The sequence below is a fragment of the Leifsonia sp. 10N434 genome (assembly GCF_056394405.1).
On the sequence record NZ_JBFTHV010000001.1, the window covers coordinates 1,038,297 to 1,052,159 of the forward strand.

A 13,863-nucleotide genomic window follows, 5' to 3' on the forward strand; every position below is an offset into this window, starting at 1 on the left:
GCGGTGGGTTCGCGCGCTCAGCTCTGGGCGGATGAGGTCCGTGACGCGTCGAGCCCCCACAGGTACTCCGCATTTCCGCGAACAGCCGCCTCGTACCGCAGCAGATCTTCCGTGCGGATCTCGTCCACCGCCAGCTCCATGAGCGCAGCCACGGCCGCGTCGCTGCGTCCGGCCGCGTGCAGGGAGAGCGCGTGCCACATCCGCACCGACTCAGACTGCGGGTAGAGCTCCAGAGCCCGGTCGAGCGCCGCGAGCGAGTCGTCGTAGCGCGCGAGGTTGCGCAGCGTGCTGCCGTGCTGAAGCAGGCAGCGCCGTAGGGTGTCGCCCGAGAGGCCGGCCGCCATCGCCCGCTCGTAGTAGCCGAGAGCGGTCTCCTCCTCGCCGGCGGTGTCGTACGAACCGCCCACGTCGTAGAGCACATACGCGTTGTCCGGATGCTCGGCGAGCACGTCGAGGAAGGCGTCGATCGTCGGCTGCATGTGAGTGCGGTCGCGTCCCTCGAAGATCGTGCGGAGCCGCTGCTCGAGTTCGGGCGTGATGGGGGCGCTGTCGGTCATCCTGTCAGCTTGCCGTAGCGGCCAGGGCCCTCGCCACCTCGCCGACCAGCTCGAACGGGATGGGCGCGGCCAGCGGGAACTTCACGGTCGAGGTCGTCGTGCGGAACGGCCGGATCCGCTCCTCGAGCTCGGGCTCCAGGCGCGACACCGGATACATGCCGACGTGACGCTTCCACGCGGCGAAATGCAGCCAGTGCTTCTCGGCCACCGCGATCGCCGGCATGTCGTACGGATCTTCTCTGGAGCATCCGGCACCGCGGCGTGGATGGTCTCGCGCAGCCGCGTCAACGCCTCTCGGGCGGCGGGGTCGGCCGCGGCGATGTACTCGTCGACGGTCTCGAAGGTTCGTGCCATCCGGTCCTCCTCGGGCGGGATCGTCGGGGTTGGATCGCTCGGGATGCCCCACGATACGTCAGGCGTACAGTCGCGGGCGACTGCGAAGCAGCGAGCAGAAGAAGCAGCAGAAGAGCGAGAGGAGCATCCCATGTCCACCGACCAGTATCACGAGCCGCCGGCCGAGCTCAGCGAGGAGACCAGGACGTTTGCGCGCATGTGCGCGAGCCTGTCCGAGGAGGCGGAGGCGATCGGCTGGTACGAGCAGCGCATCGCCGTCGAGAAGGACGAGGTCGCAAAGGCGATCATGCTCGACTCGCTCGGCGAGGAGTACAAGCACTTCAGCATGGAGCTCGAGTTCTTGCTGCGGGCCAAGCGAAGTGGCGCGAGACCGCGCAGGGCATCCTGTTCACGAGCGGAGACATCGTCGAGCACGGCGAGGCCGCCGAGGAGGCTGCCTCCTGACGCGATCTTTCCGAGGCGACCTCCTGACGCGAGAGGTGCGCAATGTCGCTCATTCCGGTCGAATGGCCGACATCTCGCACCTCTCGGCGACACAGGACTGTCAGACCGCCTTGGAGGGGACCCCGGGGTACGCTGCGTCGACGACGTCGGCGTAGTCCGGATGGTGGTCGACGAAGGTCCGCACCGACGGGCAGATGATGGTGGCCGTCGCCCCCTCGTCGCGGATCGTCTGGAGCACGCCGCCGATCAGTCGATTGCCGATCCCGTGATGCTGGTATTCGGGGAGGACGGCCGCGTGCGTGAGCAGGTAGCGCTGCCCGTTCCTCTCGTACACGACGACGCCGACGAGCTGGTCGCCGAGCCACGCCTCGAACTTGCCGTCGGCCTGGTCGTTGCGGATCTCGATCTGCGAGTCATCCGTCATGTCGTGCTCCTTATGAATGCGGCCGCCGGGAGCAGCCCGATAGCGGTCAGGCGACGGCCGCCCGCAGGCGACTGCGGCGCCGCACCGGGAAGAGCCACGCGTTCCGCGCCACCCCCATCTCGACGGCGGCCGACACCGCCGGCGCGATGTCCCGCGCGATGACGGCGGCGACGCGGATGTGATGGTTGGTCCAAGCCAGCTTGAACGCGGTGAGCGCCTGGTCGGCATCCGGTACGCCGAGGTCGCGCCGGAACGCGTCGAGCAGCCGGCTGGCGGTCACTCCCGACCCGGCGGGCGGATCCGGGGCCGGTGCGTTCTGCGCCAGGGCCGCCGCCGCGTGGCGGTACCAGCCGACCACGACGGCCTGCGACAGGAGGATCTCGCTCCTCGCCGCCGTCTGCGGATCTCCGGCGCCCTCGTCGTCGCGCTCCCAGAGGTCGCAGATCGCCGTGGCGAGCCTGCGCACCGACGCGATCGCAACGACCAGGGACGTGAGCTCCGACAAGTCGATGCTCTTCGCGCCGCGCTCGGAGAGGAACTGGCGGAACGCGTCGTCGAGGCGGCGGGCGGAGTCGGCGGCGAACGCGCGGTCGTCGTCGGGCGGCGGCGTCAGCTCTGCCTCGCTGTACCCGCGGAGCAGAGCGAACTGCGTCGCCCCGCTCAAGAACTGCGCCGCCGTGTCGAAGCCGTTCGAGAGCGCCTGGTTGAGGCGGGCCGCCGCACCCCGGGGCCACAGCAGCAGCGTCACGAGCACGCTCACCGCGCATCCCAGCGCCACGTCCTCGATGCGCACGATGCCGATCTGCAGCCCCACCGGTTCGACGACTCCGAACAGCAGCAACAGCGTGACGGTGAACGAGGCCTGCCCGACGGTGAACGACAGCGAGGACGCAATGGCGGTGAACGCGACGGCGATCGGCAGCAGCATCCAGTTCACCGAGACCTGCCCGCCGATCGCCAGCACCAGAGGGATGCCGATCACGAGTCCGAGGAGCGTGCCCGCGATCGCCCGGATGGCCGACTGCCCCGTGTTGGCGGCGTTCGAGCGCAGTACCGCCAGCGTCCCGAAGACCACCCAGAAGGCATGCTCGACGCCGAGCAGGTCGGCGACGAAGACGGTCGCCGCGAACCCGAGAGCACCGCGGATGCTGTTCCGCAGCCACACGGAGCGACGGTCGACGTGGGCGCCGATCCTGTCCCTGGCCGATGATGCGGCCGACCGGTCCATCAGCTGGTGCCACCACGAGCGCTGCCGCGCCTCGGCGCAGCTCTGCACCTGTTCCACGATCGCGTCGGCGATCTGCGCGGCATCCTGTGTGGCGAAGGCGGGCTCGAGCTCGTCGAGCATGGCGATCATGGCTGCCGAGCGCGGCTGTCCGGATGCGCCGGCCAGCGCATCCGGGATCGCGTCGACGACCGCGCGCTCCGCGTTCTCGCGGGCGCGCCGGAGTTCGGTGCGGCACGGGCGCAGGGCTTCGAGGTCGGACCGGTCCGACGCCAGGACCCCGCCGGAACGCTGCAACGCGACCCCGATGGCCTCGAACGTCGCGCGTTCGCCCTCTCTGTCGTGTTCCGAGCGGCGATCGAGCCCCGCGTGCAGGGCGATGACCTGCTCGGCGATCTGCACAACCGCGCGCGCCGAGCGACTGAGCCCGGATGGCCGGTAGGGAGCGGCGAAGAAGGTGTTCCGCAGGGCCGCGACGGCGGCATCCGACGCGGCCTGATCGTCGCGGGCTTCGGCCGCACCCGTGGCGGAACCCGTTCCTCGCGCGGAGAGCTCCTCGCCGAGTCGCGCGCAGGCCTCCGCGGCGAGGGAGCGCAGCGGCTCGGGCTTGCGGTGCGGAGGGATCAGCAGGATCGCGACCCCCGAGACGATGCCGGCGAGCAGCCAGCCGAGCATCCGGTCGGGGATGAGGTCGACGGGCGCCGGAAACGTGACGGGCAGCAGGAAGCTGATCAGCACGGCGGGTTGGGCGCCGGCCAGCACCGAGCTCACCACGCCGGAGAAGAGCACCGCGAAGGCGACGATGAGTGTCACCGACGTCGCCAGCCAGATGTTGCGGGAGCAGAGGGTGCCGAGCGCGACGAAGAACAGGCCGGCGATGACGAGGCCGGCCTGCGACTGCGCTCGCTGCCGGATGCTCCCGCCGAAGTCGACGAACAGCAGCATCGACACCGACCCGATCGAGGCGAACAGCCCGATCGTCGCGCTGCCGAGGAGCTGCGTGCCGATCGCGAACACACCGGGGATGACGATGGCGGCGCGCAGGGCTCGGAAGAGGACCGGCCGGGGGACGACGGCTCGGCGGACGGACTGAGCGGACGGCGTCCTGGCCACGGTCCGATGCTAGGGGAACACTCCGCGCAGGGGAACGGGGCGAGCGTTCGCGATCGGCGGGTGGCATCGCCGTGCGGCTCAGAGCGAGTCGAGCAGGCGGTTCAGGGGTGCAGGGACCCGCTCGACCCCGGCGGCGAGCACGAGCTCCCGCGCGTAGTGCTCCTTGCGTCCTGACGTCGTGCCGAAGAAGCGATGCAACTGCTTCTCGGTGGATCGCGGGCGCTGCGCCGGCTGCTGCTGAAAGGTGCGGAAGAGTCGGAGGTCGCCCTGCGCGGCGAGCACCGCCTCGATCCGTGGGAGTCCGAGCGCCCGGATGAACTCGCCCTCGAGGTCGGGCTCGCACACCTGGTAACCGTCCGCGGGCATCCCGGCACGCTCGAAGAAGCCGACCTCGTGGGCGTCGCACATGCCGCGGAGGCGCATCCCGAGGCCCGACGGGCCCAGCAACCCCACGAAGCGCCGGATGCTCATCGCTCCGCCCATCGGAAGCACGGCGACGCCCTCCGCGGCGAGATCCCGCTGGTGAAGCTCGGCCAGCGCGAGCAGGGCAGCGCGGTCGCTCGTGCCCTCGACGAGCACGGCGGTGGTGGCGGCGGCGTGCGTGGTCGCGTCGTGCGTGGTCGCGTCGGGCGTGGCGCCGGCGGACCGGCTGCTGACCCAGCGCTGAGCCGCCTGCTCGAACCGGCGGACCGCGTCGGCGCGCGTGTCACCGCGGGCGCCGTCGCCAGTGCCCCGGATGCTCGCCGCCTCCGTCACGCAGCCATTCTGGCACCCTGCGCCGCGTCCGGCGCCGCGTCCGGCCCCGCGTCCGGCTCCGCCTCCAGCTCCGCCTCCGGCTCCGCCGACCGTCATTTGCCAGTAGTGGTGGCCCCCACGCCCCTATAACCACCACAACTGGCAAACGACGGCGAAGGCAGGCCGGTGGGCGGCGCGGATGACGGTTGATGGCGCGGACAGGTGCGTGCGCGCGGCGGCGGTGCCAGACTGGGCACGCCGAGCACCCGCCCGACATGCGGTCGAAGGGAATCACATGGCGAAGAAGTCCACGCTCGAGAAGGCGGCCGAGAGCGCTCTCGCAGCGGCCGAGGCAGCGATCGCGGAAGCGAAGAGAACCGCGAAGAAGGTCGACAAGAAGGCGCGCCAGAAGGCGGACGACCTGGCGGCCGAAGCGAAGAAGCTGCGCCGCCGGGCGGAGAAGGATGCAGCTGCCGCGAAAGCCGCGCTGGAGAAGGCCACCAAGGCGAAGAAGTCGGCGAAGTCGGCGCCCGCGAAGTCGGCGCCCGCGAAGTCGGCACCCTCCAAGTCGTCCTCCGCGAAGTCGGCACCCTCCAAGTCGTCCTCCTCGAAGTCGGCCAAGTCCCCAGCGCTGAAGTCGTCGAAGCCGTCGGCGTCCAAGGCGTCGAAGCCGTCATCCTCGACGTCGACCACAGTGAAGGCGAAGTCCGGGTCGGCGCCGAAGCCGGCCTCGACCGTGTCGCCCGCCGCCAGAGCTTCCGCTAAGCCCGCTGCCAAGCGTGCTGCTCCTGTCAGGGAGGTGCCGGCCGTCGCATCCGCGCCTCGCACGCCTGCGCCCGCACGAACTGCACCGGCTCCAGCACGAACTGCACCCGCCCCGGCACGAACTGCGCCGGTCGCGACCGCGCCGCACGCCGACGCGCCGCACACCGACCCGAATCTCACCGTGGCGATGCTGCGCGGACGAGCGAGGGCGGCGGGCATCCGGGGCTATTCGACGCTGAGCAAGGCCGCACTGGTCGATGCGCTCTCGGCTCACACTGCCGCAGCCGACGCCTGAGACCTGCCGGCCATGACAGTTTCCGCACGGGACTGAGCCGGCTCACGATCGAGTCCGTTCACCTCCCGGCTACCGCCGCTGGGTACCGTTCCCGCGACGTGCCTGTTCGAGCGGGCACCGCGGCGACCGGAGTTGAGACGTGACCGAAACCCGAGCGGGGATCCTCGATCGACTCGCCGACGCGCCCGCGCCGCGCACCCTCCTGGACATCCTGCGGGCGACGGCGGCCGCGCATCCGGATGCGTCCGCTCTCGAAGACGCGGACGGCGCTCTCAGCTATCGCGAGCTCATGGCGCGCGTGGTGGTCGTCGCCGCCCGCCTCACCCTGGCAGGCGTGCGTCGGGGCGATCGCGTGGGCGTGCGGATGGCGTCGGGGCGGCGCGAGCTGTACATCGCCATCCTCGCGGTGATGGCGGCAGGTGCCGCGTATGTGCCGGTCGACGCCGACGATCCGGATGAGCGTGCGGAGCTGGTGTTCGGCGAGGCGGCCGTCCGCGGTGTGATCGGCGGCGACGGCGAGTTCGTTCCGTCGACCCCCGCTCACCCGGCCCCCGCCCACTCGACCGCGGCCGCCCCGGCCCCAGCCGCCTCGGCCGCAGCCGACCCCGCGCCGCGACCCGCCGCCCTCTTCTCCGGCGCACCCGCGCATCCGAGCACGTCCGCGACGCCGATCGTCTCCGCCCCGCAGCCCGACGACGACGCCTGGATCATCTTCACCTCGGGGTCCACCGGCACCCCCAAGGGCGTCGCTGTCTCGCACCGCTCCGCGGCCGCCTTCGTCGACGCCGAAGCGCGACTGTTCCTGCAGGACGAGCCCATCGGGCCGGGCGACCGGGTGCTCGCGGGGCTCTCCGTCGCCTTCGACGCCTCCTGCGAGGAGATGTGGCTCGCCTGGCGGCACGGCGCCTGCCTCGTCCCCGCGCCGCGCTCCCTCGTGCGCAGCGGCATGGATCTCGGTCCGTGGCTGACCACGCGGGGCATCTCGATCGTCTCCACCGTTCCGACCCTCGCCGCCCTCTGGCCGGCCGAGTCGCTCGAGAACGTGCGGTTGCTGATCTTCGGCGGCGAGGCCTGCCCTCCGGAACTCGTCGAGCGACTGGCGGTCAGCGGCCGCGAGGTGTGGAACACGTATGGGCCGACCGAAGCGACCGTTGTCGCGTGCGCGGCCCTGCTGCATCCGGGCGACCCCGTGCGCATCGGACTTCCGCTCGACGGCTGGGCGCTCGCGGTCGTCGACGGGGACGGGCATCCGGTCGCCGATGGCGAGGTGGGCGAGCTGATCATCGGCGGCGTCGGGCTCGCGCGCTACCTCGATCCCGTCAAAGACGCGGAGAAGTACGCACCGCTGCCCTCGATCGGCTGGGACCGCGCCTACCGGAGCGGCGACCTCGTGCGCTTCCATCGCGCAGGCCTCCTCTTCCAGGGGCGCGCCGACGACCAGGTGAAGGTCGGCGGTCGCCGCATCGAGCTCGGCGAGATCGAGGCGGCGCTGCAGAACCTGTCCGGGGTCTCCGGCGCGGCCGCCGCCGTGCGCACGACCGCGGCCGGCAACCAGGTGCTCGTCGGCTACCTCGCGGTCGCCGATCCGTCGTCGTTCGACCGCGGCGCGGCCCTGGCCCGGCTGCGGGAGGAGCTGCCCGCCGCGCTGGTCCCGGTGCTCGCCGTCGTCGGCGACCTGCCGACACGCACCTCCGGCAAGGTCGATCGCGCTGCTCTCCCCTGGCCGCTCCCAGACGACGACGGCTCCGCCGATCTCGACCCCGGCGTCCGTGAACTGGCCGCCGACTGGCAGGCAGTTCTGGGGCTCCCGGCGACCGCGCCCTCCGACAACTTCTTCGACCTCGGAGGCGGGTCCCTCGCGGCCGCGCAGCTCGTGAGCCGCATCCGGCAGCGCGATCCGGAGTTCACCGTCGCCGACATCTACGCGCATCCGAGACTGGGTGCGATGGCCGCCGAGCTCGCCTCGAGGGAATCGTCCAACCCGCCCGAGCCCGAGTCGACCCACATCGTTCCGCCGACACCGGCCCGGATGCAGTGGCTCCAGTCGCTGCTGGGCGTCCCGCTCTTCGTCTTCAGCGGCATCCGGTGGGTGGTCTGGCTGCTGACCGCGAGCGCCATCCTGCACGCGTTCCCCGGCTTCGGCTTCCTCCCGTCGACGCCGCTGTGGGTGCTGCTGATCGGACTGCTGCTGTTCGCGACGCCCTTCGGCCGGATGGCGATCTCGGTCGTCTGCGCACGCCTGCTGCTGTCCGGGGTGACGGCGGGTGACTATCCGCGCGGAGGCGGCGTCCATCTGCGCCTGTGGCTGGCCGAGCAGGTCGCCCACCAGGTCGGTGCGGTGAGCCTGGCGGGCGCACCCTGGATCACGTACTACGCCCGTGCCCTCGGGGCCCGCATCGGTCCGGATGTCGACCTGCACTCCCTCCCGCCGGTGACCGGGATGCTGCGGATCGGCGCCGGTGCCGCGATCGAACCCGAGGTCGACCTCGCCGGCTACTGGATCGACGGCGACCTGCTGCGCATCGGGGCCATCCGGATCGGCGCGAACAGCACGATCGGCGCGAGGAGCACCCTGCTGCCCGGGGCGCGGATCGGCAAGAACGCCGCGATCGCGCCGGGCTCCGCGGTGTTCGGCCGGGTGCGCGCCGGCGAACGCTGGGCGGGATCCCCGGCCGAGCGCGTCGGCCCGGCCACGGCGTGGTGGGAGCCCGAGCGCCCGCCGCGTCACACGCGCTGGCTCGCGGCCTACGCTGCCTCGGCCATCGCGATCGCCCTCGTGCCCGTCATCGCCTTCGCGGCCGGGGGCGTGCTCGTGGCGATCTTCATCGCAGGCTCGGACTCGCTCGCCGAGGCAGCGGTGCGATCGATCGCAGCGATCATCCCCGCCACCCTCGTCGCAGGCCTCGTGCTCGCCGTTGCGGTCGTCGCGGGAGTCCGCCTGCTCGGACTCGGCCTCTCCGTCGGCACGTTCCCCGTGCGTGGGCGGGTCGGCTGGCAGGTCTGGACGACGGAGCGGCTGCTCGACCTCGCGCGCACGCTGCTGTTCCCCCTCTACTCGAGCCTCTTCACCCCCGTCTGGCTCCGGATGCTCGGAGCGCAGGTCGGCCGTGACGTCGAGGCCTCGACCGTGCTGCTGCTCCCGGCGATGACGGTCGTCAAAGACGGCGCCTTCCTCGCCGACGACACCCTCGTCGCGTCGTACGAACTGGGCGGCGGGCGCGTGCGGATCGCCCGGGCGGAGATCGGCGCCCGCGCCTTCCTCGGCAACTCCGGCATGGCTGCGGCCGGGCACCGGGTTCCGCGTGACGGGCTCGTCGCCGTGCTCTCCGCCGCTCCCCGCAAGTCGAAGCCCGGATCGTCGTGGCTGGGCTCGCCGCCGGTGCGGCTCAGGCGCACGGCGGCGGAGGGCGACGCCAATCGCACGTACAACCCGTCGACGGGGCTCCGCCTGGCGAGGACGCTCTGGGAACTGTGCCGGATCGTGCCGGTCTTCGTCACCTGCGGGCTCGGCCTGGCGGTGCTGTTCGCCCTGGCCGCGCTCGCCGACGCGTGGGGCGTGCTCGCGACCGTTCTGCTGAGCGGCGTGGTCATGCTCGCCGCAGGTGCGGTCGCCGCTCTGGTCAGCACCGCGGCCAAGTGGGTGCTCATCGGCCGCATCCGGGCGGGCGAGCATCCGCTCTGGTCGTCGTTCGTGTGGCGCAGCGAGGTTTCCGACACGTTCACCGAGATGGTGGCCGCCCCGTGGTTCGCGCAGGCGGCAGCGGGGACCCCCGCGCTCGTGTGGTGGCTGCGCAGCCTCGGTGCCTCGATCGGCCGCGGAGTCTGGTGCGACAGCTACTGGCTGCCGGAGGCCGACCTCGTACGTCTGGGCGACGCCTCCACGGTGAATCGTGGCTGCGTGGTGCAAACGCACCTGTTCCATGATCGAATCATGAGCATGGACACGGTGACCCTCGAGACCGGTGCAACCCTCGGGCCGCACAGCGTGGTGCTGCCGGCGGCGCTCATCGGACGGCACGCGACGGTGGGCCCGGCATCGCTCGTGATGCGCGGCGAGCTGGTTCCCGACCGCAGCCGGTGGAGCGGCAACCCCATCGGTCCGTGGCGCGAGGTCACCATCGCCGACTACCACGCCGTGGTCTCGTGACGACGGCGAAGAGCGCGGGTGCGCACAACGCGGGGGACCCCTATCTGCCGCACTCCGGCAACGGGGGTTACGCGGTCGACTCGTACGACCTCGACCTGCGCTACCGGGTCGCGACGAACCGGCTCGACGCCACCGCGGTGATCGTGGCGCGCAGCACGCAGGAGCTGACATCGTTCAGTCTCGACCTGGTGCGTCTGCGGGTCTCCCGCGTCCGCCTGACCGGTGAGAAGCGCACCCGGTTCCGCCAGACGCCGTCGAAGGTGGTCGTGACGCCCGCTCAGCCGATCGCGGCCGGCGAGGAGTTCACCGTCGAGCTCGCGTACGCGGGGTCGCCGGCGCCGCGGCGCAGTCATTGGGGCCTCGTCGGGTGGGAGGAGCTCACCGACGGCGTGATCGTCGCGGCGCAGCCGAACGGTGCGCCCACCTGGTTCCCGTGCAACGACCACCCGTCGGACAAGGCGCGGTACCGCATCCGGATGTCGGCGGAGGAGCCGTACACGGTGGTGGCGACCGGGCGGCTGGTGAGTCACGGGTTCGCGTCGGGTCGCGGCACGTGGCTCTACGAGTGCGACGAACCGACCGCGACCTACCTCGCGACCGTTCAGATCGGCGGATACCTGCGCCGGCACGTCGAGGTGGCCCCGACGCCGGTGGTGTTCGTCTTCCCGGCCGAGCTCGAGGCGCGCGTGCACGCCGACTTCGCGCCGCTCGCCACCATGCTCGAGACCTTCTCCGAAGCCTTCGGACCATACCCGTTCCCCGATTTCACCGTGATCGTGACGGAGGACGAACTGGAGATCCCGCTCGAGGCCCAGGGCTCGGCGATCTTCGGGGAGAACCACGTGGACGGCGAGGGCGGCTCTGAACGGCTGATCGCGCACGAGCTCGCCCACCAGTGGTTCGGCAACAGCGTCGGCCTCGCCGCCTGGCAGCACATCTGGCTCAACGAGGGCTTCGCCTGCTATGCGGAGTGGATCTGGTCGGAGCGCGCGGGGTGCGACACGGCCGACCAGCTCGCGCGCCGCTACCACGCGGGTCTGCGGACGCTTCCGGCGGATCTGCTCCTCGCCGATCCCGGCCCAGCGCTGATGTTCGACGACCGTGTCTACAAGCGGGGTGCGCTCACGCTCCACGCGCTGCGGCTGACCGTCGGCGACGCGGCGTTCTTCGGGCTGCTCCGTGCCTGGACCGAGCGCCGCCGATTCGGCACGGCCGTGACGGACGACTTCCGCGCGCTCGCCGCCGAGGTGACCGGCGCGTCCGCCGACGTGCTCGACGCGCTGTTCGACGCGTGGCTCGATGCCCTGCCGGTGCCCGACCTGCCGCCGGCGCCGGACCGCGTCAGAGCTCGCGCGCGACGCTGACGACCAGGCCCTCGACGGCGACCTCGGTCACGATGTAGCGGCGCGTGTCGCCGGGCACGGATGCGCGCCAGGCGCTCGTGTGCGAAGCGCGCGGGTCGGCCGGGTCGGCCGGGTCGAGCGGCTCGAGTGGGTCGAGCGACACGGTGGCCGGGTCGACGCGCAGCCCGCGGCCGTCGGCCTTGAGCACGGCCTCGATGGCCGTCCAGCGCCGCAGTGGATCGCCGTCGTGGCGTCCGATCAGCTCCCGGATGCGCTGGGCGCGCTCGCCGTCGGCCAGCGCACCCGCCGGCTCGGCGTCGATCCCGACGCTCCGATCGGCACTCGCGACCCCGACGACGGTGTCGCCGACGTGGCTGAGGCCGACGTGGATGTGCCGCGCGGCATCCGGGGCCATCACGACGGGACGACCGTGGTCGCCGCCGCAGTCGGGGCACCGGGCCTCGATGATCACGGCGTCGGGGTCGATCGGCGTGGCTCCGGCGAGCTCCGCGACCAGCGCGCGGAGCAGCGCGCGCCCGCTGGGTGTGCCATGCGCCACGCCCAGCGCCATCCCGTTCCCGTCGATCACCGGCCCAGTCTCCCACCGCCGCCCCCGGCCGGCGGCCGTCGGCCCGCCGCCCGCCGCCCGCCGGCCCGCCCGCCGTCGTTTGCCACTTGCGGTGGTTATCCGGGGCCTGGCCCCACCACTACTGGCAAACGACGAACACGGCTGGCAAACGACGAACACGGCCCGATTGCAAGCCCTGTCGCGCGGCGGGGATCGCGCGTACGGTTCGTCGGGTCCGGAACATCCCCCGTCATCTCACGAGGAGAACCCATGAAATTCATCATCTTCCTGGCCGGCGTCGGCGTCGGCTACGTGTTCGGCTCGAAGTCCGGGCGGCAGGCGTACGAACGCATCAAGCGCCAGGTCAACGGCTTCACCCAGTCGGCGCCCGTTCAGCAGGTCGCCGGCGATGTGAAGGACCTGGCGGGCAAGGCGGCGAGCGAGCTCGGCGACCGCGTGAGCGACGTCGTCGACAAGGCGAGCGACAAGCTCGACGACATCACGGGCAAGGCCGCCAAGCCGTCGTCGGGCACGGCGACGAGCTGATTCCGACCGCGCGCTACGCGCCCTGCGGCGGTGACACCAGCAGTTCCACGCGCTCGGCGAGGTAGCGCGCGAAGTCGACCGCGTCGGCATCCGTCGCCGTCGGGCTCCAGCGCACGAGGGCGCGTCCGTCGCGCAGAAACAGCGGTCCTGCGGTCGAACGCAGGCTCTCGGCGTCGAGGTCGATGACCTCCGCGTCGTAGTTCACCGTGGCACCGGACGCGAAATGCCCGCGCTGCGCCGCTGCCCGGTAGGCGCGGCGCGTCTCCGCGGACTGCGATTGATATGCCGGCCGCCCCGGCTCCGTCGCCCGCGTGATGGCCCCGGTCGCTCGCAGAACGCCGTCGGCGTCGAGCAGCAGCACGCCCAGGCGCCACACTCGTCCGACCGGTTGCAGCACGGGCTCGCGCGTGATGAGCATCCGGCGCTGTCGCGGGATGAACGTGGCCAGCTCCTCCTGCCGCGCACCCGCCTCCGAGAGCCGTGCGACCGCGTCGGCGACGAGCGACCTGATCCCGTCGACGGCGCGTTCGTCGGCGTTCGCCGGCGTCGCCGCGAGATCGTCGCTCATCGGCGTCGCGCGCCGGCCGCCCACCAGGCGAAGCCCAGCGCCGCGACGGCGCCCGCGATCAGAGCGGCACGCGTCAGCGCGGTCGGCGCGTCGAGGTGGAAGCCGCCGTTGCGGTCGGCGCCGTCCGCCCGCCACGAAAGCCGCGAGAAGCTGGACTGGCCCGAGAGCAGCGAGCCCGCACCCTGGAAAGAGTGGGACGAAACCGCCGACATGGCCGACGCGAACGATCCGATCGAGGCGAAGGAGGCGACCGATCCGATCGACAGGGCCGAACCCACCGAGCCGATCGAGAGCACCGACTCGGCGGACGCGATGCTGAGCACGGAATTGCGCGACCCGATCGACCAGAGTGACGTCATGCACCCACGATAGAACTCGGGGCCCGGCCGTGCACCGCCTCGCGGCCTGCCTAGTCGGTGCTGTCTGGAGCGCGGAGCTGGAACGCGTGCGCGTTCTTGCGCACGACGTTCGCGTCGATGTAGAGCATCACGAGACCCGCCCCGATCACCGAGGCGCCCAGGTACGGCAGAAGGCTGCCGACGACCTGCACCACGACCCGCAGGATCCACATCAGCGACTGGTCGATGTCGGTCGTCGCAGCGCCGATGTCGTTGATCGGATACAGCAGCGTCGGCACCAGGATCTGGAAGAGCACCCCGCCCACGGCGATGCCGATCCCCCAGCCGATCACCGCTTTCGGTCGAACTCGCCGTGACGTCATCGTCCACCCCTCTTCGTCCAACGTGCCGGGTCCCACCGCCCGGTTCCGGCAGCCCGGT

General features: G+C 71.8%; 13 protein-coding genes and 1 pseudogene. 4 read left to right on the top strand and 10 right to left on the bottom strand.

From position 1 onward, the window contains the following. Positions 1 to 17: 17 nt before the first annotated feature. Together AC1DB1_RS05110 and AC1DB1_RS05115 are read right to left on the bottom strand one after the other, a co-directional pair. Entirely contained in the window at positions 18 to 557 is a 540-nt protein-coding gene (locus AC1DB1_RS05110) for a tetratricopeptide repeat protein (RefSeq protein ID WP_477199986.1), read from the bottom strand. A 4-nt stretch (positions 558 to 561) separates the two neighbouring features. Continuing rightward, positions 562 to 780: a hypothetical protein gene (locus AC1DB1_RS05115; protein WP_477199987.1), complete on the bottom strand. Its 219-nt coding sequence runs from the start codon at positions 778 to 780 to the stop codon at positions 562 to 564. A gap of 327 nt (positions 781 to 1,107) precedes the next feature. On the opposite strand from AC1DB1_RS05115, the pseudogene AC1DB1_RS05120 reads away from it, so the two are divergent. Further along, positions 1,108 to 1,206, top strand: a pseudogene (locus AC1DB1_RS05120) (ferritin family protein); the annotation flags it as partial. Positions 1,207 to 1,455: 249 nt separating this feature from the next. Here the strand turns inward: AC1DB1_RS05120 and AC1DB1_RS05125 are convergent. The 4 genes from AC1DB1_RS05125 to AC1DB1_RS05140 form a co-directional block, all read right to left on the bottom strand. Beyond that, positions 1,456 to 1,779: a GNAT family N-acetyltransferase gene (locus AC1DB1_RS05125; RefSeq protein ID WP_477199988.1), complete on the bottom strand. Its 324-nt coding sequence runs from the start codon at positions 1,777 to 1,779 to the stop codon at positions 1,456 to 1,458. 46 nt (positions 1,780 to 1,825) lie between these two features. After that, positions 1,826 to 4,117 (bottom strand): FUSC family protein, encoded by a 2,292-nt coding sequence (locus tag AC1DB1_RS05130; protein ID WP_477199989.1) that lies wholly within the window; start codon positions 4,115 to 4,117, stop codon positions 1,826 to 1,828. Positions 4,118 to 4,195: 78 nt separating this feature from the next. Beyond that, positions 4,196 to 4,873 (bottom strand): TOPRIM nucleotidyl transferase/hydrolase domain-containing protein, encoded by a 678-nt coding sequence (locus AC1DB1_RS05135; RefSeq protein WP_477199990.1) that lies wholly within the window; start codon positions 4,871 to 4,873, stop codon positions 4,196 to 4,198. Between the two features lie 270 nt (positions 4,874 to 5,143). Further along, a complete protein-coding gene (locus tag AC1DB1_RS05140) occupies positions 5,144 to 5,629 on the bottom strand; it encodes a pentapeptide repeat-containing protein (protein ID WP_477199991.1) in 486 nt (161 codons plus the stop codon). A gap of 422 nt (positions 5,630 to 6,051) precedes the next feature. On the opposite strand from AC1DB1_RS05140, the gene AC1DB1_RS05145 reads away from it, so the two are divergent. Continuing rightward, the gene (locus tag AC1DB1_RS05145) at positions 6,052 to 10,059 is read left to right on the top strand and encodes a Pls/PosA family non-ribosomal peptide synthetase (protein ID WP_477199992.1); all 4,008 of its coding nucleotides are present in this window, start codon (positions 6,052 to 6,054) and stop codon (positions 10,057 to 10,059) included. Beyond that, a complete protein-coding gene (locus AC1DB1_RS05150) occupies positions 10,056 to 11,423 on the top strand; it encodes a M1 family metallopeptidase (RefSeq protein WP_477199993.1) in 1,368 nt (455 codons plus the stop codon). The genes AC1DB1_RS05145 and AC1DB1_RS05150 overlap by 4 nt, the downstream gene beginning before the upstream one ends. Here AC1DB1_RS05150 and AC1DB1_RS05155 read toward each other — a convergent pair. After that, the gene (locus tag AC1DB1_RS05155) at positions 11,401 to 11,991 is read right to left on the bottom strand and encodes a 4'-phosphopantetheinyl transferase family protein (RefSeq protein WP_477199994.1); all 591 of its coding nucleotides are present in this window, start codon (positions 11,989 to 11,991) and stop codon (positions 11,401 to 11,403) included. The two genes, AC1DB1_RS05150 and AC1DB1_RS05155, sit on opposite strands and share 23 nt — an antisense overlap. A gap of 249 nt (positions 11,992 to 12,240) precedes the next feature. On the opposite strand from AC1DB1_RS05155, the gene AC1DB1_RS05160 reads away from it, so the two are divergent. After that, positions 12,241 to 12,516 carry a hypothetical protein gene (locus tag AC1DB1_RS05160; protein WP_271177556.1) on the top strand — a complete coding sequence of 92 codons (276 nt, stop codon included), beginning with the start codon at positions 12,241 to 12,243 and terminating at the stop codon, positions 12,514 to 12,516. Between the two features lie 13 nt (positions 12,517 to 12,529). Here the strand turns inward: AC1DB1_RS05160 and AC1DB1_RS05165 are convergent, their stop codons facing one another. The 3 genes from AC1DB1_RS05165 to AC1DB1_RS05175 are packed head-to-tail and all read right to left on the bottom strand — an operon-like array spanning position 12,530 to position 13,805. Next, positions 12,530 to 13,084 carry a hypothetical protein gene (locus AC1DB1_RS05165; protein ID WP_477199995.1) on the bottom strand — a complete coding sequence of 185 codons (555 nt, stop codon included), beginning with the start codon at positions 13,082 to 13,084 and terminating at the stop codon, positions 12,530 to 12,532. After that, on the bottom strand, positions 13,081 to 13,443 hold the full coding sequence (locus tag AC1DB1_RS05170; RefSeq protein WP_271177554.1) for a hypothetical protein: 363 nt from the start codon (positions 13,441 to 13,443) through the stop codon (positions 13,081 to 13,083). Before AC1DB1_RS05170 ends, AC1DB1_RS05165 begins: the two co-directional genes overlap by 4 nt. Before the next feature lie 50 nt (positions 13,444 to 13,493). Beyond that, positions 13,494 to 13,805 (bottom strand): hypothetical protein, encoded by a 312-nt coding sequence (locus AC1DB1_RS05175; RefSeq protein ID WP_477199996.1) that lies wholly within the window; start codon positions 13,803 to 13,805, stop codon positions 13,494 to 13,496. Between the last annotated feature and the right edge of the window lie 58 nt (positions 13,806 to 13,863).

What these genes read in the sequence shown, in the direction of transcription:
- AC1DB1_RS05175 (WP_477199996.1), bottom strand. Translation starts at nt 13,805, where the DNA reads ATGACGTCACGGCGAGTTCGACCGAAAGCGGTGATCGGCTGGGGGATC.
- AC1DB1_RS05165 (WP_477199995.1), bottom strand. Translation starts at nt 13,084, where the DNA reads ATGAGCGACGATCTCGCGGCGACGCCGGCGAACGCCGACGAACGCGCC.
- AC1DB1_RS05125 (WP_477199988.1), bottom strand. Translation starts at nt 1,779, where the DNA reads ATGACGGATGACTCGCAGATCGAGATCCGCAACGACCAGGCCGACGGC.
- AC1DB1_RS05170 (WP_271177554.1), bottom strand. Translation starts at nt 13,443, where the DNA reads ATGACGTCACTCTGGTCGATCGGGTCGCGCAATTCCGTGCTCAGCATC.
- AC1DB1_RS05110 (WP_477199986.1), bottom strand. Translation starts at nt 557, where the DNA reads ATGACCGACAGCGCCCCCATCACGCCCGAACTCGAGCAGCGGCTCCGC.
- AC1DB1_RS05160 (WP_271177556.1), top strand. Translation starts at nt 12,241, where the DNA reads ATGAAATTCATCATCTTCCTGGCCGGCGTCGGCGTCGGCTACGTGTTC.
- AC1DB1_RS05115 (WP_477199987.1), bottom strand. Translation starts at nt 780, where the DNA reads ATGCCGGCGATCGCGGTGGCCGAGAAGCACTGGCTGCATTTCGCCGCG.